This is a genomic window from Planctomycetia bacterium, from assembly GCA_034440135.1.
Classification (GTDB): Bacteria; Planctomycetota; Planctomycetia; order Pirellulales; family JALHLM01; genus JALHLM01.
This window is the reverse complement of record JAWXBP010000083.1, coordinates 1-19,369: the sequence shown is the minus strand read 5'-3', so window position 1 is coordinate 19,369 and position 19,369 is coordinate 1. Positions and strand designations below refer to the sequence as shown.

Here is a 19,369-nt window from a genome sequence, read left to right as displayed (position 1 = left end):
CGCGGCGCGCCGCGACGAACAAGAGCGTAGCGAGTTACTTGGACTGCAACAGGAAAACAACAGTTATGGGACGCCCTTTGTGCTTTGCGCTGGGTTTGACGGTCTTCTTGTTCGGCGCGGAATGCTTGCTGCTCGAAAAAGCCGTGCTTAAATCCCGCAACGCGCCCGATTTCGACCCGATTCAGTATTTCGGGCTGAATGCGCTCACGGGCAGTGAGTCTCCGATGGGGTCGAACAGAGAATTCGTACCCAAAGAGTGGATGCCTTGGACCTTCATGGGTGCCGGCGCGGTGGCGATGATCTACACCTGCACGCTCGGCAAGACGAGCGGCTAAGCCTTACTTGGCGACTTCCGGGTCTGGTTTCGGCTCTGGCTTCGGGGGCGTGCGATCGACCAGCACGTTCCCCTGGGCGTAGCGCACGTCCTTCGTGACCTGCCCGTCCTCGTCCCATTCGATCCAGCGTCCGTGGTCGATGCCCCGCTGATAGCCGTGCTCCGACCACGGTTTGCCGTCCTCGTACCAGAATCGCTGCTGGCCGTCATACGCATCTTGCAGATAGGCGCCCTCGCCGCGTTTCTGCCCGTTGTCGTACCATTCGGTCCAGGGGCCGGTGCGCAGGCCGGCCTTGAAGCGCACTTCGAGCTTTTTCTGCCCGTTTTCATGCCAGAAGGTTTGTAGGCCGTCAGACTTGCCCTTGCGGTAGTTCCAATCGGCCGATTGGTGGTACGGCTCTTCGTCATGCCACTCTTGCCAGCGTCCGTTGATCAGGCCGCGAATGTAGTCCCCTTCGGCCTTCTTTTGCCCGCCGGGGTGCCAGCGCACGACGTGACCGTCGGTCAGCCCTTCGACGAAATTGAGTTCTGCGGCGGGCTTACCGTCGCTGTGAAATTCCTTGTACGGCCCGTGACGGACGCCTTTGTCGTACATGGCGTCAAGCTGTTGCGGGCCGTGCGGATACCAACGGAGTTCCTGCCCTTGCCGTACGCCGTGGAAGTAATGCCGCTCGATCTTTTTCTGCCCTGTGGAATACCAGATGGTTTCCACGCCTTCCAGCACGCCGTTCACGTAGTTCTGTTCGACCCGTTTGCGTTCCGGGCCATACCATTCGACAAACGCCCCGTCGCGAACGCCGTGATCGTAGTTAGCTTCGCGCTGGACACTGCCGTTGGGGAACCAGTATTTGGCCAGTCCATGCAGTTCATCCCCGCGGTACTGCAATTCTGATTTCTTCGTCTCATTCGGATACCAGGCGAGCGCGGCGCCGTCGCGACTTCCCCGACGGTATTGAATCTCTTCGGACTTCTTGCCGTCCTTATAGAACCGTGTGACCGCCCCGTCGGCGACCACCTGCCCCGAGGCGTCGACGGAAACCTCGCGGCGCTCCTTGAGCTCGCCGGTGGGGTGTTTCTCTTCAATCACCCGGCCGCCAGCGGCGAGCATCAGGGCCAGCGAAAAAATGGTGAGGCAAAGTGCGTTCATGTCCGTCCAAGAGTTTCCACGGTCCGTGTTTCGGCCAGCGCATAACGGCCCAGCTACCGTACCGAATCTACCTTACCGGCGCGGAAGGCTGAAGCGGCGACGATATCCGTTTCTACGTTCGCCAATGCGGGCCGGTTTTGATCGGCCGGCGCGGTTCGCCCGATTGCGCCGAAGGTAGCGGTTCGAAGCGGAACATCGCCAGCGTCAAACGACAGCGACCCGACGGAACTCCCCGCCGGGTCGTTGTTTCTGGCATCGCCTGCTGGTTGCAGCGGAGCGAATAACGTGTGGGTTACGTTCGGGCTTACTTGCCTTCGCGCACCTTATCGAAGTATTGCTGTGCGTGCTCCCGCACCGCCCGGGGCAGCTGCTGGCCGGTCAGGGGGTCGGTCTCGGAGGCCGCAACTTCGTTCAATTGAGTCTGAATCTGTTGCTGCACGTCGCCCTTGATGTTCGGGCCTTCGACGAAATCGGTAATCACGGCCGAGCCCGGGCCGAGCTTCTGGTTGACCTTCGTGGCGTACGTGCCGGTCTTGGTGCGGTCCTCGGGCCGATCGCCACGGCCGCGCCCCTGGCCCATTCCCATGCCGGGGTCGGCCTCGGGATTGCGTTGGTTGCCGCCGTTCATGCAGGCTTTGCATTCGCCGAGCTTTTCCATGGCTTCGTCGAGCATGCCCATTTCATCGAGTTCGGCCTGCATCTTTTTGAGCTGCCCTTCCATGCCGTCCATTTCGGCCATGGCTTGTTCCATCTGGCCGGCCTTCATGCACTTGGCACATTCGCCGAGCTTCTTGGCCATCTCGTTGGCTTCGTTCACCTGCGGCATCTGCTGGGCGAGCTTATCGAGCTGCTCTTGCGCCTTTTCGGCGCCTTCCTTGTCGCCGGCTTGCTTCTTCTGCTCGATCTGCTTTTTCAACTCGTCCATGGCCTGCTTGTGGCCGTCGGCCATTTTGTTCAGCTTGGACTGCATCTCCTCGAGTTGCTTGGCGAGCTCGTCGCGCTGCTTTTCGTTGAGCTTGCCGTCCTTGATCTGATCGCGAATCTGCTGGATTTCCTTCATCGCCTGTTGGAAATCCCCTTCCTTGAGCGATTCGGCGAGCTTATCCGCCGGGCCCTTGGACATATCCTTCATGGCCTTGAACTGCTCTTTGATCTTCTCTTTGCCGCCCAGGGCTTCGCGACGCTGTTCCAGATCCTTGGCCAGGTCGTTCAATTCGACGAGCGCCTTCTTGCGATCCGTCGTGTCCTGCTTTTGCAGGCGATCCGCACCATCTTCCAGCTTCTTAAAGAACTTTTCCGCATCAGGAAGATTCTTTTCTTTCAGTTCCTTTTGCCGTTCCTGCGCCAAGCGCTTCATGACTTCGCCCTGTTCCTTCATCAACTTCTGCACGTTCGCGGCTTCGCTGGCCTTTGCTTCTTGAGCGCCGCCAGGTTGCCAGAGGAGCGCCAACGCAAAAGCCGCCGCGGCCGGCGCCAATGGCAGCAACGACCAGCGGGACATTTTGACTTCGAATTTTTCCGGCACGTGAATCCGCTCCACACGCCGTACTGCGTCTTCCATCAGCGCCTTGCCCGCCGGCGTTTCCAGCATGTCCGGCGTCAGGGCCAGCGAGCTGGAAACACGTTCGCGGAGGGCGAAGCGGCGGTCGATTTCAATCGCGGCGTCGAGCGACCCGCGACGGGACACGAAGGTCCAGACCGCGGCCGTCAACACGCCCGCGACCATCGCCATGGCCGGCCAAGCCCAATAGAGCAGGCCGAGCGGCTGGAACTTGTCCACCACGATCAGAATCGCGGCCACCCACAGCCACGCGAAACAGCACCACGGCGCCAGTCGCAGGAAGCGTTCCAAAGTCAAACGACGACGAGCGGCCGCGACTTGCTTCTGGAGGGTGTCCATAAAACCTGGTCCCAAGTGGCTGTGAGAGTATTGGGGTGACTTTGGGTCCGTACCGATCCACTCCGCATTCTATCGAATAATACCCGGAGAATGCCAACGGGTTTTCACCCACTTTTTTTGGTGGAGGCCAATCCACCGTACAGAGGGGTGCTAACCGGCGCTTCCCGTTGCTATTCGTTAGACGATGCCGGGGCTTGGGCGGATTCGGGGCGGTTCCGCGTTACAGTCAACGCTCGAATCACGGTACTATTAGCAATGCAGTCGACTTGACGGCGAAATCGAGGATCGCATGGCCACTGTGGCGGAACGAAAACCTGAGCAGACCTTGCCCCGGCCGGACGAGCGGCCCGCGGCGGCGGTCGTGATTTACGACGGCGAATGCCGCATTTGCTCTTCGCAGATCGCCCGACTGGCCCGCTGGGATGGCGGCGGTCGGTTAGCGTTTCTGTCGTTGCACGATCCGGAAACCACCGAGCGCTACCCGGACTTGTCGCACGAAGCCTTGATGGCGGATATGTACATCGTCGATCAGGCCGGCCGGCGATATCGCGGCGCCGAGGCGCTACGTTACCTCTCCGCCAAATTGCCGACATTGTGGTGGCTCGCGCCGCTGCTGCATGTGCCGGGCACGCTGCCGATCTGGCAGCGCCTCTACCGCATGTTCGCCAAACGCCGGTATCGCTTCGGAAAAATCGAAAGCTGCGAAAACGGCTCTTGCCGAATCAACGCGTCCTAAGCGACGATAGGCGCTATGCAGAACCAAACTCATCGAGCCGGAAGCGTCAGAGCCCGGAGCGCGCCGCGCGCAACTTTGCTTCTAGCGTTCGCCATCGCCGCCCTCTCGATATTGCCGGCTCTGGCGGAAGAACTCACGCTCGAAAAAATCCCCTTCAACGGCGCTCGGGCGTACGACTACCTTAATCAACTCTGCGACATCGGCCCGCGCGTCACCGCTTCCCGAGGTATGAAGCGGCAACAAGAGTTACTCACCAAGCATTTCGAACAGCTTGGCGCAAAAGTCACGCTCCAGAAGTTCATCGAGCGGCAAGGTGGCGCCGGTCAGAAGACCAACATGGCCAACCTGATCGTCGAATGGCATCCGGAGGCCAAGGAGCGCATCTTACTTTGCGCCCACTACGACACACGCCCCTTTCCGGATCGCGATCCAGTGAAACCGCAGGGCACGTTCGTCGGTGCCAATGACGGCGGCAGCGGCGTGGCCCTGCTCATGGAACTGGGCAACGAGATGCTGAAGCTCAAGTGCAAATATGGCGTCGACTTCGTGTTTTTCGATGCCGAAGAGTTCGTCTATGACGAACGCGAGAAGTATTTTGTCGGTTCGGAGAAGTTTGCGCGCCAGTACGCGCTGCAAAAGAAGACACGAAAGTTTGACTACCGCTGGGGCGTGTTGCTGGACATGGTCGGCGACGCGGATTTGCAACTTCCCCAGGAGCGGAACAGTATCTCCTGGAGCGAGGTGCGGCCGCTGGTCGCGGAGATCTGGGGCACCGCCAAGCGGCTGGGCGTGAAAGAATTCGTCCCCCAGGTCGGCATGGAAATCCGCGACGATCACCTGGAACTTTTCAACACCGGCAAGATTCCGACCTGCGATATCATCGACTTCGACTACGGGCCCGGGCACGGCTACTGGCACACCGAGCAAGACATTCCGGCCCATTGTTCGGCACTCAGTCTGGCGAAGGTCGGCTGGGTGATTTCCGAGTGGCTCAAGACCGCCAAGTAACCTGCCCGGCGCCCCGCCGTCGTCCAAACCGCTTATGGCCATTCTCGCCGGGCTCGCGATGATCGCGCTTTCAATCGGCATGGTCTGGTCGCATTTCCGATCGCGCGGCCTGGCCACCGACCGCGCCCAATTTCGCCGCCGCATCTTAACCAGCGGCCTGCTCGGCCTGATCGGCATCGCGATCGTCACGGGGCAATTCATCATCGCCGCCGTGCAGCCGATACTGTTCGTCGTCTTCTGGCTGGCCGTCCTGACGATGGCGGCCGTCCTCGGCCTGAGCGGCATGACCGATCTGTTCGTGACGCGCGGTCAACTGCGCCGCCGGCAGGAATTGGCCGCCCAGGAAATCCAACGCCTCAAGGCCGAAGTCGCCCAAGCCCGAGAACGCCAACACGAACACGCCCACCTGGGCAACGGGCGCGATCGGACCGAACAGCAGTCGTAGTCACGACTCGCAACGGCGACAACGGGCTGACTCGCAATGCCCGCGGCGGCAACTATAATCGCCGTCGCTCCTCTTGCCGTGAGCGTTCCAGCTTTTCCGCGGAGATCGACGCCAATGTTCCCCAGGGCTCGTCTGACTTTGTTTTTGGTGGTGGCCGCCATGTCCGGATCTGCAAACGCTCAGGAAGATATCCGCGAATTGAAACTCCGCGATTGGCAGCCCAAGTCGATGCTGGTCACGAAGGCGACCGACGTCCCCAAGCCGAAATTCCCGGCCATCGACGTGCATAACCACCTCGGCGGCGGCAAGCAAACGCTCACCGCCGATCGCGTCGCCGGGTACCTCACCGAAATGAACGAGGCCGGCGTGCGGACCGTCGTGAATCTCGACGGCGGTTGGGGCGACAGCCTGAAGGAAACGCTCGCCGCGCTCGACGAAGCGCATCCCGATCGGTTTCTCACCTTCACGCTGATCAACTTCGACGGCCTCGACGCCGAGGACTGGAGCGAGCGCGAGGCCAAGCGTCTGGAAGAAAGTTTCCAAGCCGGCGCGAAGGGGCTCAAATTCCACAAATCGCTCGGCCTCGGCGTCCGCTACGCCGACGGCCGACTGATGCAGGTCGACGACCCCAAGCTCAACCCGATCTGGGACGCATGCGCCAAGCACCACAAGCCGATCATGATCCACGTGGCCGATCCGGCCGCCTTCTTCACGCCGCTCGATCGCTTCAACGAGCGCTGGCACGAACTGAACGAGCATCCCAACTGGCTGTTCTACGGAAGTGATTTTCCCCCGCGCGAAGAATTGCTCGCGCAACTCACGAAGGTGATTGAGACACATCCACAAACGACGTTCATCTGCGCCCACTTCGGCAATGACGCCGAAGACCTGGCGCAGGTCGGGCGCTGGCTCGACGATTATCCGAATATGTTCATCGACATCGATGCGCGGATCTCGGAACTTGGTCGCCAGCCGTATTCCACGCGCAAGTTTCTGATCAAGTACCAGGACCGCGTGATGTTCGGCACCGACACGACGCCGCGACGCGAGGCGTTTCGGATTTACTACCGCTTCCTGGAAACGGACGATGAATACTTCGACGTCGCCGCCAGCCATCACCTGCAAGGTTTCTGGATGGTCCACGGCGTCTTTTTGCCGGACGAAGTGCTCGAAAAGATCTATCACCGCAATGCCGAGCGCATTCTCTTCGGGCGTGACGCGGACCCGGCGCCGGCACGGCCGACGGTCCGCGTCGCGCATGCCGACGATTTCAACATCGAGGCGGCGGACTCCGAGGCCGTCTGGGAAAAGGTCGCTTGGACCGCGCTCACCGCGCGGGCAAATACCGACGCTAAGCTCAAGACCGAGTTCAAGCTGCTTTACTCGGACAAAGGGCTGTACATCCGCATGCGGGCGGACGATCGAAATCTCACGGCCACGATCCGCGAGGATTTCGCCGACCTCTGGTTCGAGGACGTGATGGAGTTCTTCCTCTGGCCCGACGAAGCGCACCCAATTTACTTCGAGTACGAGATTTCGCCGCTGGGCTATGAGTTGCCGATCGTGGTGCCAAACTTCAACGGCAAGTTCCTCGGCTGGCGTCCCTGGCACTATGAGGGCGATCGCAAAATCAGGAAAGTCGTCCAGATCGACGGGGGCGAGCAAACGTCCGGCGCTGCGATCACGGGCTGGCAAGCGACGATGTTCGTGAATTACGAGTTACTCAACCCGTTGCAAAACGTGCCGCCGAAGCCCGGCGCAAAATGGCGCGCCAACTTCTACCGCATGGACTACGACACCGGCCACGCGGAAAGCTGGGACTGGTCCCGCGTGGGCCCGGATTTCCATGAGATCGAGAAGTTCGGAGTGCTGGAGTTCGAATAACTTTGATGACTCAAACTCAAGTCACATTTAGCCCCGAATGGGGCGGCCGACAATAGCCAGGGGTGCGAACCCCTGGAAAACATTCGATAGATATGAGATAGCCCCAACGGGGCGACACGATATCCGCGTCAAATACGTGCCGCCCCGTTGGGACTCTATTCCTGGGCAAATGGCTTGTTTAGATCGCCCTACCCCGCTCCGGCCTTCACCACCTCGCGCAACTCGCGCGGCAGCGGGAAGTGAACTTCCTCCTCGCGGATCGTGCGTGATTCCACCGTCGCGTTGAAGCGCTTGCGGAGGAACTCCACGCAGTCCTCCACAACCAACTCCGGCGCGCTGGCCCCTGCGGTCACCAGGACCGTGTCGTCCGGCTGGAACCAATCGAGCTGAATATCGCGCGAGCCATCGATCAGGTAAGCCCGGCGACCGCTTTCTCGAGCCAACTCCGCCAGACGCTGACTGTTGGAGCTGTTCTGGCTGCCCAACACCAGCACGACGTTGGCTTCTTCGCTCAACTGCCGCACTGCTTCCTGGCGATTCTGCGTGGCGTAACAGATGTCGTCCTTGGGCGGGTTGGAGATCTGCGGGAATTTTTCGCGAAGCCGGTCGATGATCCGGTTCGCGTCGTCGACCGAAAGCGTCGTTTGCGTGAGATACGCCAGCTTGCCGGGGTTCGGCACTTCGAGCCGGTCGACGTCCTCGGGCGATTCCACCAGAATCATCGAGTTCGGCGCCTCGCCCATGGTGCCGATCACCTCGTCATGCCCGGCGTGGCCGATCAGCAGAATCGTGTAGCCCGACTCGGCGTAGCGGATCGCCTCGAGATGCACTTTGGTGACCAACGGGCAGGTGGCGTCGATCGTCCGCAGGCCCCGCGCTGCGGAGGCCTCGCGCACCTCGGGCGAGACGCCGTGGGCGGAGTACATCAACGTCGCGCCGACCGGAACTTCGTGCAGATGGTCGACGAACACCACGCCTTCGCGGCGGAAGCGTTCCACGACATACTGGTTGTGGACGATCTCGTGATAGACGTACAACGGCGTGCCGTAGAGCCGCACGGCCAGCTCCAGGCTCTCAATCGCCATATTTACGCCGGCACAAAAACCACGCGGACCGGCCAAAAGGATCTTCATCGTGCAATTTCGTCGCTGGACCAAGTCGATAGTCTACTAACCGCATGATAGCCCACTCGCTTAACGTCGACGAGACGGTTCGGCGGCAGCCGAATGCCGCTTTCGCGCGGGAACTTGCCCGTTTCGGTCCCGATGCGCCGTCCAGCCCAGCGCCAGGTTTCGCCGAGGCCAGCGCGTATTGTCGGCAATTGGCACAGGCGCACTACGAGAATTTCACCGTCGCCAGTTGGTTGCTGCCCCGCGCGCTCCGGCCGCATTTCCACCACATCTACGCTTATTGCCGCTGGGCGGACGACCTGGCGGATGAAACTTGCTCCTCAGACGAGAGCATTCTCTTGTTGAACTGGTGGGAGCAACAGCTCGACGCGTGCTTTGCAGCAACCGCGCATCACCCGGTATTCGTGGCGCTCACACCGACCATCCAAGAGTTCGCCATTCCGAAAGGACCGTTCGCGGACCTGCTCAAGGCCTTCCGGCAGGACCAGTGGGTCGGCGAGTACCACAGTTTTCCGCAGTTGCTGGAATACTGCCAACACTCAGCGAACCCCGTCGGCCGCCTCGTCCTGCACCTTGGCCGCTGCCACGATGCGGAGCGCGGCGCACTCAGCGATTCTATTTGCACCGGCTTGCAACTGGCGAATTTCTGGCAGGACGTGGCGCGAGACTGCGCGCAGGGACGTTTCTATCTGCCGCGAGACGATCGCGAACGCTTCGGATACACGGACGACGCCTATCGCGGACGGCAATGCAACCCGGCCTTCGCCAAGTTGATGGAATTCGAAGTGTCCCGCGCGGAGCAATTCCTTCGCGCCGGGTTTCCGCTGCTGGATCTCGTCCCGCGCTGGTTGCGAATGGACGTGAGCCTGTTCATCCGCGGCGGCCTGGCAATCCTGGCGGCCATTCGCGAAGAGCGATACAACGTGTGGCAATGCCGACCCACGTTGAGCAAATGGCGCACAGCCAGGCTGTTCCTCGATGCGGCGTTCAATACGAAGGTTTAGCGCCCGAGAAGCTGCGCCATGTCGCCCATTGAAGCCCCAGCCACGCTTGCCGCCAGCTACGCTTATTGCCGTAACGTGACGCGCCGCGCCGGTTCGAGCTTTTACTATCCGTTGTGGCTGTTGCCAAAAGCAAAACGTCGCGCGATGTACGCGCTGTATGCTTTTTGTCGCATTGCGGACGACATCGGCGACGGCCCCGGCAGCAGCGAAGAACGGCGGGAGCGGCTCGACGTCTATCGGCAATCACTGCGTCACGGCACGCCAGCGACACCGGAATTACCGGCGCTTTTCGATACGCTGGATCGTTACGCCATTCCTCGTCTGCGCTTGGAAGAAATCCTCGACGGCGTCGCGATGGACCTCACGCCAAAACGTTATCAAACGTGGACCGAGTTGCAGCAATACTGCTATCTTGTCGCCGGCGCGGTCGGGCTGGCTTGCCTGGCGATCTGGGGCGGCGATCGGCCCGAGGCGCAGTCCGCCGCCATTCGCTGCGGCGAAGCGTTTCAACTCACCAACATTCTGCGCGACCTGCGCGAAGACGCTGCGCAAGGACGCGTGTATCTCCCGCAAGATGATCTCGCCGCCGCCGGTTGTACTGAGCAAAACTTGCTGGCTGGCGCACTAAACGACAACTTGTTGCGCCTGGTGCAATCGCAGACGGAACGCGCCCGCGAGGCGTTCGTCGATGCGGCGGCGCTCCAGCGCTGGTTACCGGACGACAGCCGCGCCGTCTACAGCGCGATGTGGCGGACCTATCGAGAGTTGTTGCACGAGATCGAGCGCCGGCAAGGCGATGTCTTTTCCCGACGCATCCGCCTCGGCCGCGCGCGACGATTGTGGATCGCCGCGTCCGCACTTCGCAACCAACCTCTAATGGAGTCGCTCGCGCAATGAACGACTCGACTCTACGTGTGGCGATCGTCGGCGGCGGGCTCGCCGGACTGGCTGCCGCCGTCGCTTTGCTGGAAGCTGGCTGCGCGGTCGAACTCTTCGAGGCCCGACGACAACTCGGCGGGCGCGCGGCGTCGTTCGAAGATGGCGACGCTGGTCAGCAAGTCGACTACTGCCAGCACGTCAGCATGGGCTGTTGCACGCAGTTAGCACATTTTTGCCGAACCACACAGGTCGACGAACTGTTCCGCGAAGACGACACGCTGCATTTCATTGGCCCGGATGGAAAGCGCTTCGATTTCTCGGCGACTGCCGGCCTGCCCGCGCCGTTACATTTGTTGCCGGGCTTGCTGCGTTTGGATTTTCTTTCCTTCCCGGATCGCCTGCATGCCGCGCGTCTGCTGATGCGGCTGGCGGCCTGGGAACCCGGCAATGGCGCGTTGGAACCGACCGTGGCTGCGTGGCTGGCCGGGAATCACGCGTCGCTGGAACTGACGCGACGTTTTTTCGCCACGGTCCTGGTCAGCGCCCTCGGCGAGACCTTGGAGAACGCGGCGCTCGGCCCGGCGCGGCAAGTCTTTCTCGATGGTTTTATGCGCTCCGCCGCGGCCTGGAAACTCCGTGTCCCACGCGTCCCGCTCCGGGAAATCTTTGATGCCCGCGTAGGAGCCTGGCTCTGTTCGCGCGACGTAACAATTCATCGCTCCGTGCCGATCAGGCAAGTGCGCGTGGAAGATAAGCGATTCACGGCGCTCGAATTCGGCGACGCCTCGCCGCGCGTTTTCGATGCCTGCGTCGTAGCGGTTCCGTGGCGTCGGCTCGCGCAATTGCTTCCGGCGGAAATCGCCGCCGCTTGGCCCGCTCTCGCATTGGCGAAGGAGTTACTGCCATCACCAATCACCAGCGCACATCTGTGGTTCGACCGCCCCATCACCGAATTGCCGCACGCCGTGCTCATCGATCGCTTGTGTCAGTGGGTTTTTCAGCATCGCAGCGAGACCGTCCCCGATAGCGCCGCGCCGCACAATTATGTTCAGGTGGTGATCAGCGGTTCGCATGAACTTGCTCAGCGCAGCAGGGACGACGTACGACGACAGATTCTCGACGACCTGCATGCCGTGTTTCCGGACAGTCGCACGGCGACGTTGCTCGAAAGCCGACTCGTGACTGATCCGCAGGCGGTCTTTTCCGTGCGGCCGGGCTCGGAAAAGCATCGTCTGCCCGCGATCACGCCCATCGACGGACTCTATCTGGCCGGCGACTGGACGCAAACCGGCTGGCCAGCCACGATGGAAGGCGCGGTCCGGAGCGGTTACTTGGCGGCGGCGGCAATGTTACGCGCCGCCGGTCGCGAGCCTCGTCCCCTCATCGGAGATTTGCCGCCCTCTTGGTTGGCACGGCTGCTGTTCACATTCGATCGTCCGAACGCCGCACGACTTCCCGCGAACAAAACATGATCCCGCCGGAGCCCAACTCGCCGCTGGAGATCGAACGGCAACGCAACCGCGCCACTGCCGAGGCATGGTCGCTGTACGCAGAGCATCGGGCCATCGTCACCGAGCAACTCGCCCAGCTCGGCGACGACTCCCGTGATCGCTCGCTCTGTGTGTTCGGCGCGGGAAATCTCAATGACGTCGAACTGCGATGGTTGCTACCGCGATTCGCTGGCATCGACCTCGTCGACTGCGACGCAGAAGCCATGCGTCGCGGATTGGAGCATCAATCCCTCGCTTCCGAGCCAGCCATTCGAGCGATCGGCCCTATCGATCTTTCCGGGCTATTGAGCGCGCTCCCGTCCACGGCGGACGTGCAGGCCCTAATTCACGCGGCGACATCAACGCCCATCGAACTGCCTCGAGCGGACTACGATGTCATCGCTTCGCTCTGCCTGCTTTCGCAACTCGTCGACCAGGCGGCACGAGCCTTGGGACCGGACCATCCGCGGTTGCTCGACCTGATTCAAGCGGTCCGGCAGCGACATCTGCGGTTGCTTGCCGAGCAATTGCGCCCGGGCGGCGCAATGTTGTTGGTTACCGACTTCGTCTCCTCGGATACTTGCCCCAAGTTACTGACGCTCCCTGCGGCAGACATTCCCTCCGCCGCCAGGAACTGGTTGCATGCCGGCAATTTTTTTACCGGCGTGAATCCGCTTGTCCTCCGGCGAGCTCTGACGAACGATCCGGAAATCGCCCCGTCCTGGACCAACGTAAAAATGGTCCGCCCTTGGCGCTGGCAGCTCTCCGCACGGCGCGCTTATGCAGTCTGCGCGCTGACGGCGATTCGCTCCTACCACTGACCCGTCGCGTCAACCCGCGTAGACCGCGTTCGCCGCCGCGATCGAGGCGCCGTGGTCGAACTTGTATCCTTGTTCCGCGAGCAATTGCTCCAGCGCTGCGAGGAACAGCAGCACGTTCGCGCTCCGCGCCCCATAGCCCATCAATCCGATGCGCCAGGCCTTGCCTTTGAAATCGCCGAGGCCGCCGCCGATTTCAATGCCGAAGCGATTCAAGAGCCCGTTTCGAACCGCGGCGTCATTGACGCCCTCGGGCACAAACACGGCGTTCAATTGCGGAAGTTGATGCCCTTCTTGCGCGGCATAGCGAATGCCAATCGCCGCCAGCCCGGCCTTGAGCGCGCGATGCTGCAGCGCATGCCGCGCGAAACTCGCGTCGAGCCCTTCCTCCAGGACCAGTCGCAACGCCTCATGCAGGCCGTAGGTCATGTTGATCGGCGCGGTGTGGTGGTAGACCCGCTCGCTTCCCCAGTATTGCGCAAGCATCGTCACGTCGAGGTACCAGCTCTGCACTTTCGTTTTTCGGGCCAGGATCGTTTCCATCGCCCGCGGATTGAACGAGATCGGCGCCAACCCCGGCGGGCAGCTCAGGCACTTCTGGCTGCCGGAATAGATGACGTCGATGTTCCAGGCGTCGACTTCAATCGGCACGCCGCCGAGCGCCGTGACGGCGTCGACGATCAGCATCGCGCCTGAGTCGTGGACGAGCTTGGCGATTTCCGGAATCGGCTGCCACGCGCCGGTCGAGGTCTCCGCCATCACGATGCCGACCACTTTCGGCTTGGCCTTGGCGAGCGTGTCTTTCAAGTCGTCCGGGGAGAATACCTGGCCCCACGGCCGGTCGATTCGTGTCACCTGGGCGCCGGCTCGGCCGGCAACGTCCGCCATCCGCGCGCCGAACACGCCGTTGACGCAAACGACCATGCGATCGCCCGGCTCGATCAGGTTGACGACGGCGCTTTCCATGCCGGCCGAACCGGTGGCGCTAACCGCCATCGTCAACGGGTTCTCAGTGCGAAACACCTGCCGCAGCATGTCCTGCATCTCGTTCATGAGTTGCAGGTAGTACGGATCGAGGTGGCCGACCGTGGGCGCGGAGAGAGCGGCCAAGACGCGCGGGTGAATCGCGCTGGGCCCGGGGCCCATGAGTGTTCGGACAGGTGGATTCAGCGGCAGTGGCAATTGCGACATGGCTTTTCTTAAAGAAGTCGTTTTCGTTGTACAGCTTCGATGAATCAAAGTCGCCTTTCGCTCCGCGAAAGCGCGCCCTTTCGCGGAGCGAAAGGCGACATTAACTCAGTGGCTCTTTCACTAGCGCGCTGATTTGTTTGAACTCCGGGCTGCCGGCGCGCTCGCACCACTCGAACAGCGCCGCTTCGACCGTGGTGAGCGTAGCGCCGGCAAGTTCCAGGCGTCGCAACCCGGTGTCATGATCGATCGCCCCCCGCGCGCCGACGGCGTCGACGGCCACGTACACGCGGTATCCGGCGGCGATCAAGTCCAGCACTGTTTGCTGAATGCAAACGTGGGTCTCAATGCCCACGACCAGCAACTTGCGAATGCCGCGCTCCGACCATTCTTGGAGCGCTGTCGGGCATTCGCCGCAACTGAAGGCGACTTTGCCGGGGATTTTTCCCAGGCGGCCGGCCAGTTCGGCGACGGTTGGTCCCAAGCCTTGCGGATATTGCTCGGTGCCCGTGGCCGGCACGCCAAGAATCTTTGCGCCGTCGAGCAAGCGGCGAATATTGAACACGATGCGCTCGTGTCCGGGGATCAGGCGAATCAGTTTTTCCTGCACATCAACGACCAGCAACCCCGTATCGTGGCGGGACATTAACTCCGGGCTGCGCGGCAATGCATCAGGGGGATTCATGCCCGACAGGATAGCGTATTCGTCACCGGCAGGCGACGCCGGCCCCGCTCCGCGAAACCCAGCAATTGTTAGTCGTTGAACCTAAGTCCACGCGCCCGGAGATCGCGCAGGAGCGCCGGCGTGTCCGTGTACTGCACCGCATCGATGCCCGCGGCGCGGGCGCCCTCCACATTGGCCGGCATGTCGTCAGCGAAGAATATCTCCTCGGGCGAGACGCCCGCGCGGGCGGCGGCGATCTCATAGATGCGGCGATCGGGCTTCATCACGCCCTCGTCGAAGCTTGTGACGACCACTTCGAAGGCTTCAGGAATCATCTGAAATCGCCCGGAAGCAAAGAACTTGAAATGAGCGCTGCACGTATTGGACAACATGCCTAGCCGTTGTCCGGCTGCCTTGAGCTGGGAGATCACCGGGATCATCGTCAGATTGCTGCGGAAGATGTCGCAACCGGCATGTTCGAGCGCGACCGAATCCGGGCGGCAACCGATCTGTTGGCAAATCAGTTCGTAATACGCCTCGTCGGAGAGCTCACGCGTTTCGCGACGCAGAAACAAACCAGTTTCGTAAACCACTTCCCAGATGCGCTCCGGCGCGACGCCCGCGACCGCGGCCATTTGCCGTGATGCCAGCGCATGGTCGAAGTGCAACAACACATTGCCGAGGTCAAAATAAAGAAAACGTGGCGTCCGGGCGGGCATCTTATCGAATCCGGGGGGAGATACTTCAGTGCGCAATCGTGCCGGGGGCGGCGCAGCGCGGACGCGTACAAAGTGGAGTTGCGTCCTGTTCCTGAGGCGGGACCATCATTTTCGGAGTTCGCCGACGTGCGCCAATGGCCTGCCGATCAGAATGCTCCCACCAAATTGTTTCGGTTTCCCCCCAACGGCAGTAAAATGAGAAGTTGAGAAAACTTGAATTCAACCGCCCTGATGTAGCTTCATGAGGAATTCCAACGGCGAAGCACTCCCCGCGGGCGCTGCACGTCAGTCCGTTGTCCGACAGCTCGCGGTTCTGCTCGGCGCGTTCGTGCTCGCCGGCAATGGCGCCCGTACGGCCTTTGCGCTGGATGAGAGCGTCCGCCGCGTGCATGGCGACGAATCGCGCACGCGACTGGGCGATGGGACGGGCATTATCGTGGGCGTCATCGACTCCGGCATGGATGTCACGCATCCGGCGCTTGCCGGCTGGGACAGCTTAGGGCAACCGCGGCTGGTCGCCGAAGCGAATTTTGTCCGCACGGAACCATCGCAGTCGGCCGACGACGTCTTCGGCCATGGAACTTCTGTCGCGGGCGTCATCCTCAGTAGTGACAACGTGTTCACGGGACTTGCGCCCGACGCACGCTTCATCAATAGTCGGGTCTTGGATAGCCACAACACGTTTCAATCGAGCGATTGGATCATCAACGGGATCGGCTTTGCCGTCGCCAATGGCGCCGACGTGCTCAATCTGAGCCTAAACCTATCCAGCGCCAATTCGCATGGCAATTCACGGCTGGACCTCGTCGCCGATTGGGTCGCCTACGAGCTCCAGGTTCCGGTCGCGGCGTGCGTCGGAAATATCAGCCAGGCGGCGAACGGCAATACCTCGCCCCGGACCCCGGGCGCGGCCTTCAACGTGCTTTCCGTTGGTCGCACCACACGCAATTTCGGATATGAATATGGTCGCGTAGATACCGACAGCGCGCATGGCCCTACGTCCGACGGCCGCAGCAAGCCAGATCTCGTCGCGCCTGGCAATGCCATCACGACGTTGAACGACGATTGGGAAGTGCTGATGAGCGACGCCGACGACTATCGCAGCCAGTCTGGCTGCAGTTTCGCCACGCCGCATGTCACTGGTTTGATTGCCCAACAATTGGAGTACGGCGGCACGAACGGACTGAGCGTCAGTCCCTTGGTGGTCCGCAGCACGTTGCTGAACAGCGCCGAAAAAGTTTACGGACGCCTAGGAAATTCCTGGCAAACGGGGCGTGTGCCAGACGGCGAGGCATGGCGCATTGCCGAGCCGCTCGACCGCGACAGCGGCGCCGGACAAATCGACGGCGCCATGCTGGCGGATCAATACCAGGCGGGGCAATTCGCGCCTGGCGCAGTGCCGGAGATCGGCTGGGATTTGAACGTCATCACCGGCGAAAGCGCTTTAGACTACGCTTTGCCCGATTTATTTTCCGCCGGTAACCACGTCGCTGCGACATTGACCTGGGCGCGTCACGTGCGACGAATCGACCTGAACGGCAACGAATTGGTCGACGCCGCGGATTCCTTTGCTGTGTCCGCGGTGCTCGACAATCTGGATCTCACGTTGTTGCGCGACGGCGTTCCGATCGTCACATCGGGCAGCCTTGTGGACAATGTCGAGCACCTGTTTTGGCGTCTCGACGAACCGGGCGCGTATTCACTCCGCGTGTCGCGCCTGATCGTCGAAGGATCCGGCGACGACGAGCCTTTCTCCTTGGCATGGCGTACGTTCACCCCATTGCCGGTCCCGGGCGACACCAATGGCGACAATCGGGTCGATATCGCCGACCTGAACAACGTCCGCAACAATTTTGGAAGCATGGGGTTTCATGTCTTGGGCGATACCTATCCGTTCGACGGTCGCGTGGGGATCGAAGACCTGAATGCCATCCGCAACGACTTCGGTTTCGCGGCGCCGTATGCCTATGTGCCGGAACCGGGCACGATGTCTCTTCTGGCTGTCTCCATCACAATCTGGCTCGCCTTTTCCAAGTCGGTTTGCCTGCCAAACCGAAAGTCTCGCTAGAACGCCGTATCTCCGCATAAGCTCCATGACATCCATAACTTAGGTGGATGTTTGGCGAACTTCTCAGCGTGGCGGCGACTAGGAATTGCTAGCGGATTGTTAGCGAAGCCTTAGATTCGGCCAAAGTGATTGACTTGGCGCGGTTTGCTGACATAAATGACATTGGCGGAGCAGAATAGAAATATCAGGATTGGGGCATTCACATCGTTTCGACAAGTCCGCAGTCCAGGGTTCGGGCGCTACGCCGATTCCTGGCGGGGTCAACCCCCATGTCAAGCCGCCCATCATTGCTCAAATCACCGCCGTTCCCGCCGGAGCAGGAATCGCTGCGTTCCGAGTGGCGCAACCTGTGCTTCGCGCTGGAACGGCTTCAGGCTGACGCGCTGTTGGCGAACACAAGCAACAAGTATGAGTTCGCCAAATCGTACGCGGTCTTTGGCGCTGGCTTCGACGTGCTTTACGAAGAGTTGACGAAACGGGCCGAACGCGGCGACTTCGAGTTCTTCGTCGATCGGGGCATGGCCGAGTCGTTGATGACCTTTCCGCTCATCGAGCGGATGCTGGCCGATTGGTTCGGCGCCATCGCTTCGAAAAAGTCGCGATTGGATGAGGCCTTCTCGATTCGCTACGGCGAAGACATCGACGAATTCCTGGTGAACCCGCGCCATGCCGCGAAACTGGCCCTGGCCGCGCCGCTCGATTCCGCGGACGCCTTGCTCAAGATGCCGCCGCTAGTCTCTCACTAGCGCGGCCTTCGCCGCCCGCGACGTTTCGTGCGGATTGTGCGGCGATTTCCTTTCTCGGTTGCCAATTTGGCAGCAACGCTGCGCATACCACTTCTTGCCGTTGCATGCGTTCTCCATTCGACTTACGTCGACGCCACGGCATTGCGACGCACTTGGCACGGACTTTGCAATTTGGTTTTCCAGTGATAGTCGCGCTCCATCCGCGAACTCACTGCGGGGACGCTCAACTCGCGCGGACCAAAACAATGTCTTGGGAGGATCGATTCATGAACGGTCGACGTGTGCTTTCGCAGCCGCTCGGTCAACTCCGCGACGAAGTTGACCGCCTGTTTAACGATTTCATGGGAGGCCTGTCGCAATTCCCCACGCCTTCGTTTGCCAGCCGGCGCGGCTTTCCGGCGCTGAATGTCTGGGAAACGCCCGACGCCGTTTTTGTCGAGGCGGAATTGCCCGGCTTGGACGCCAAGGATCTCGATATCGCCGTCGTCGGACGCGACCTGACGCTCAAAGGCGCTCGGCAGAGCGCCGCTGACGAGGAAGTGACGTACCATCGACGCGAGCGCACCGTCGGGGATTTCACGCGGCATTTGAAACTGCCGACGGAAGTCAACGCCGACGCGGTCGAAGCTTCGCTGCGCGAAGGCGTGTTGCAAATCAAACTGCCCAAGGCCGAAGCCGCGCGCCCGCGGAAAATCGCCATTCACGCCGGCTGAGCGCTTGCCTCCGCCGCAGTTCCATCCCACATAACTTTCTCAGGAGCAGCCACATGTCCGTGGAAAACACGCAACAGACATCCGCTGACGAGCCGCTCTCTCGAGCGGAATTGACCCGCAGCGGCCAGTTTTACCGGCCCAATGTCGACATCTCCGAAGGTCCGGAGGAATTGGTCGTCCACGCCGACATGCCTGGCGTGCGGAGCGAGGACATCGATATCGATTTCAAGGAAGGCTTGCTGACCATTCACGGTAAGGTGCAACAGCGCCAGGCGGAAGGCACGCACTACGTGCTGAACGAATACGGCATTGGCGATTTCCGTCGCACGTTCCAAGTCAGCGAGCAAATCGACGCGGGCAGGATCAACGCCGCTTACAAAGACGGCGTCCTGACCCTGCGATTGCCGAAACTGGAACGCGTCAAACCGCGCAAGATCGCCGTCCAAGTCAGCTAAGTGCACACGCAGAAGAAATAATGCGATGGGTGCCACTGGCG

Annotated in this window: 19 protein-coding genes; 13 read left to right on the top strand and 6 right to left on the bottom strand. The window is 61.2% G+C overall.

The window, feature by feature from the left end; translation table 11 throughout:
• Positions 1–335: hypothetical protein (locus SGJ19_04850; protein MDZ4779561.1), on the top strand; the 335-nt coding region annotated here is incomplete at its 5' end.
• 3 nt (positions 336–338) lie between these two features.
• Here SGJ19_04850 and SGJ19_04845 read toward each other — a convergent pair.
• Both SGJ19_04845 and SGJ19_04840 read right to left on the bottom strand, forming a co-directional pair.
• Positions 339–1,481, bottom strand: coding sequence for a toxin-antitoxin system YwqK family antitoxin (locus tag SGJ19_04845; protein MDZ4779560.1), 1,143 nt, complete (start codon positions 1,479–1,481; stop codon positions 339–341).
• A 304-nt stretch (positions 1,482–1,785) separates the two neighbouring features.
• Complete coding sequence (locus SGJ19_04840; GenBank protein ID MDZ4779559.1) at positions 1,786–3,381, bottom strand: hypothetical protein; 1,596 nt, start codon at positions 3,379–3,381, stop codon at positions 1,786–1,788.
• A 289-nt stretch (positions 3,382–3,670) separates the two neighbouring features.
• On the opposite strand from SGJ19_04840, the gene SGJ19_04835 reads away from it, so the two are divergent.
• The 4 genes from SGJ19_04835 (at position 3,671) to SGJ19_04820 (ending at position 7,454) form a co-directional block, all read left to right on the top strand.
• A complete protein-coding gene (locus tag SGJ19_04835) occupies positions 3,671–4,117 on the top strand; it encodes a DUF393 domain-containing protein (protein ID MDZ4779558.1) in 447 nt (148 codons plus the stop codon).
• Positions 4,118–4,192: 75 nt separating this feature from the next.
• Complete coding sequence (locus SGJ19_04830) at positions 4,193–5,125, top strand: M28 family peptidase (protein MDZ4779557.1); 933 nt, start codon at positions 4,193–4,195, stop codon at positions 5,123–5,125.
• Between the two features lie 34 nt (positions 5,126–5,159).
• Positions 5,160–5,570, top strand: a complete 411-nt coding sequence (locus tag SGJ19_04825; GenBank protein ID MDZ4779556.1) for a hypothetical protein — start codon at positions 5,160–5,162, stop codon at positions 5,568–5,570.
• A gap of 159 nt (positions 5,571–5,729) precedes the next feature.
• Entirely contained in the window at positions 5,730–7,454 is a 1,725-nt protein-coding gene (locus SGJ19_04820) for a carbohydrate-binding family 9-like protein (GenBank protein MDZ4779555.1), read from the top strand.
• 188 nt (positions 7,455–7,642) lie between these two features.
• Here the strand turns inward: SGJ19_04820 and ispH are convergent, their stop codons facing one another.
• A complete protein-coding gene (gene ispH, locus SGJ19_04815; GenBank protein MDZ4779554.1) occupies positions 7,643–8,587 on the bottom strand; it encodes a 4-hydroxy-3-methylbut-2-enyl diphosphate reductase in 945 nt (314 codons plus the stop codon).
• A 44-nt stretch (positions 8,588–8,631) separates the two neighbouring features.
• Here ispH and hpnC point away from each other — a divergent pair, with 44 nt between their 5' ends.
• Genes hpnC through SGJ19_04795 form a run of 4 tightly spaced genes read left to right on the top strand, consistent with a single transcriptional unit; the run spans position 8,632 to position 12,778 of the window.
• Positions 8,632–9,588 (top strand): squalene synthase HpnC, encoded by a 957-nt coding sequence (gene hpnC, locus SGJ19_04810; protein ID MDZ4779553.1) that lies wholly within the window; start codon positions 8,632–8,634, stop codon positions 9,586–9,588.
• An 18-nt stretch (positions 9,589–9,606) separates the two neighbouring features.
• On the top strand, positions 9,607–10,485 hold the full coding sequence (locus tag SGJ19_04805; GenBank protein MDZ4779552.1) for a phytoene/squalene synthase family protein: 879 nt from the start codon (positions 9,607–9,609) through the stop codon (positions 10,483–10,485).
• Positions 10,482–11,939 carry a hydroxysqualene dehydroxylase HpnE gene (gene hpnE, locus SGJ19_04800; protein ID MDZ4779551.1) on the top strand — a complete coding sequence of 486 codons (1,458 nt, stop codon included), beginning with the start codon at positions 10,482–10,484 and terminating at the stop codon, positions 11,937–11,939. Before SGJ19_04805 ends, hpnE begins: the two co-directional genes overlap by 4 nt.
• The gene (locus SGJ19_04795) at positions 11,936–12,778 is read left to right on the top strand and encodes a hypothetical protein (protein MDZ4779550.1); all 843 of its coding nucleotides are present in this window, start codon (positions 11,936–11,938) and stop codon (positions 12,776–12,778) included. Before hpnE ends, SGJ19_04795 begins: the two co-directional genes overlap by 4 nt.
• A gap of 9 nt (positions 12,779–12,787) precedes the next feature.
• Here the strand turns inward: SGJ19_04795 and SGJ19_04790 are convergent, their stop codons facing one another.
• The 3 genes from SGJ19_04790 to SGJ19_04780 all read right to left on the bottom strand — a co-directional run bounded on the left by SGJ19_04790 (position 12,788) and on the right by SGJ19_04780 (position 15,346).
• The gene (locus SGJ19_04790) at positions 12,788–13,966 is read right to left on the bottom strand and encodes an alanine--glyoxylate aminotransferase family protein (GenBank protein ID MDZ4779549.1); all 1,179 of its coding nucleotides are present in this window, start codon (positions 13,964–13,966) and stop codon (positions 12,788–12,790) included.
• Positions 13,967–14,066: 100 nt separating this feature from the next.
• Positions 14,067–14,648 (bottom strand): hydrolase, encoded by a 582-nt coding sequence (locus SGJ19_04785; protein ID MDZ4779548.1) that lies wholly within the window; start codon positions 14,646–14,648, stop codon positions 14,067–14,069.
• Positions 14,649–14,716: 68 nt separating this feature from the next.
• Positions 14,717–15,346: an HAD family phosphatase gene (locus SGJ19_04780; protein MDZ4779547.1), complete on the bottom strand. Its 630-nt coding sequence runs from the start codon at positions 15,344–15,346 to the stop codon at positions 14,717–14,719.
• 241 nt (positions 15,347–15,587) lie between these two features.
• Between SGJ19_04780 and SGJ19_04775 the strand changes: the two genes are divergently transcribed.
• The 4 genes from SGJ19_04775 (at position 15,588) to SGJ19_04760 (ending at position 19,328) form a co-directional block, all read left to right on the top strand.
• Positions 15,588–17,414 carry a S8 family serine peptidase gene (locus tag SGJ19_04775; protein MDZ4779546.1) on the top strand — a complete coding sequence of 609 codons (1,827 nt, stop codon included), beginning with the start codon at positions 15,588–15,590 and terminating at the stop codon, positions 17,412–17,414.
• A gap of 269 nt (positions 17,415–17,683) precedes the next feature.
• Positions 17,684–18,160, top strand: a complete 477-nt coding sequence (locus SGJ19_04770; GenBank protein ID MDZ4779545.1) for a hypothetical protein — start codon at positions 17,684–17,686, stop codon at positions 18,158–18,160.
• A 266-nt stretch (positions 18,161–18,426) separates the two neighbouring features.
• Positions 18,427–18,873, top strand: a complete 447-nt coding sequence (locus tag SGJ19_04765; protein ID MDZ4779544.1) for an Hsp20/alpha crystallin family protein — start codon at positions 18,427–18,429, stop codon at positions 18,871–18,873.
• Between the two features lie 53 nt (positions 18,874–18,926).
• A complete protein-coding gene (locus SGJ19_04760; protein MDZ4779543.1) occupies positions 18,927–19,328 on the top strand; it encodes an Hsp20/alpha crystallin family protein in 402 nt (133 codons plus the stop codon).
• Positions 19,329–19,369: the final 41 nt, after the last annotated feature.

What these genes read in the sequence shown, in the direction of transcription:
- SGJ19_04835 (MDZ4779558.1), top strand. Translation starts at nt 3,671, where the DNA reads ATGGCCACTGTGGCGGAACGAAAACCTGAGCAGACCTTGCCCCGGCCG.
- SGJ19_04785 (MDZ4779548.1), bottom strand. Translation starts at nt 14,648, where the DNA reads ATGAATCCCCCTGATGCATTGCCGCGCAGCCCGGAGTTAATGTCCCGC.
- SGJ19_04770 (MDZ4779545.1), top strand. Translation starts at nt 17,684, where the DNA reads ATGTCAAGCCGCCCATCATTGCTCAAATCACCGCCGTTCCCGCCGGAG.
- SGJ19_04790 (MDZ4779549.1), bottom strand. Translation starts at nt 13,966, where the DNA reads ATGTCGCAATTGCCACTGCCGCTGAATCCACCTGTCCGAACACTCATG.
- SGJ19_04805 (MDZ4779552.1), top strand. Translation starts at nt 9,607, where the DNA reads ATGTCGCCCATTGAAGCCCCAGCCACGCTTGCCGCCAGCTACGCTTAT.
- hpnE (MDZ4779551.1), top strand. Translation starts at nt 10,482, where the DNA reads ATGAACGACTCGACTCTACGTGTGGCGATCGTCGGCGGCGGGCTCGCC.
- ispH (MDZ4779554.1), bottom strand. Translation starts at nt 8,587, where the DNA reads ATGAAGATCCTTTTGGCCGGTCCGCGTGGTTTTTGTGCCGGCGTAAAT.
- SGJ19_04780 (MDZ4779547.1), bottom strand. Translation starts at nt 15,346, where the DNA reads ATGCCCGCCCGGACGCCACGTTTTCTTTATTTTGACCTCGGCAATGTG.
- SGJ19_04795 (MDZ4779550.1), top strand. Translation starts at nt 11,936, where the DNA reads ATGATCCCGCCGGAGCCCAACTCGCCGCTGGAGATCGAACGGCAACGC.
- SGJ19_04820 (MDZ4779555.1), top strand. Translation starts at nt 5,730, where the DNA reads ATGTCCGGATCTGCAAACGCTCAGGAAGATATCCGCGAATTGAAACTC.
- SGJ19_04775 (MDZ4779546.1), top strand. Translation starts at nt 15,588, where the DNA reads ATGAGGAATTCCAACGGCGAAGCACTCCCCGCGGGCGCTGCACGTCAG.
- SGJ19_04765 (MDZ4779544.1), top strand. Translation starts at nt 18,427, where the DNA reads ATGAACGGTCGACGTGTGCTTTCGCAGCCGCTCGGTCAACTCCGCGAC.
- SGJ19_04840 (MDZ4779559.1), bottom strand. Translation starts at nt 3,381, where the DNA reads ATGGACACCCTCCAGAAGCAAGTCGCGGCCGCTCGTCGTCGTTTGACT.
- hpnC (MDZ4779553.1), top strand. Translation starts at nt 8,632, where the DNA reads ATGATAGCCCACTCGCTTAACGTCGACGAGACGGTTCGGCGGCAGCCG.
- SGJ19_04825 (MDZ4779556.1), top strand. Translation starts at nt 5,160, where the DNA reads ATGGCCATTCTCGCCGGGCTCGCGATGATCGCGCTTTCAATCGGCATG.
- SGJ19_04845 (MDZ4779560.1), bottom strand. Translation starts at nt 1,481, where the DNA reads ATGAACGCACTTTGCCTCACCATTTTTTCGCTGGCCCTGATGCTCGCC.
- SGJ19_04760 (MDZ4779543.1), top strand. Translation starts at nt 18,927, where the DNA reads ATGTCCGTGGAAAACACGCAACAGACATCCGCTGACGAGCCGCTCTCT.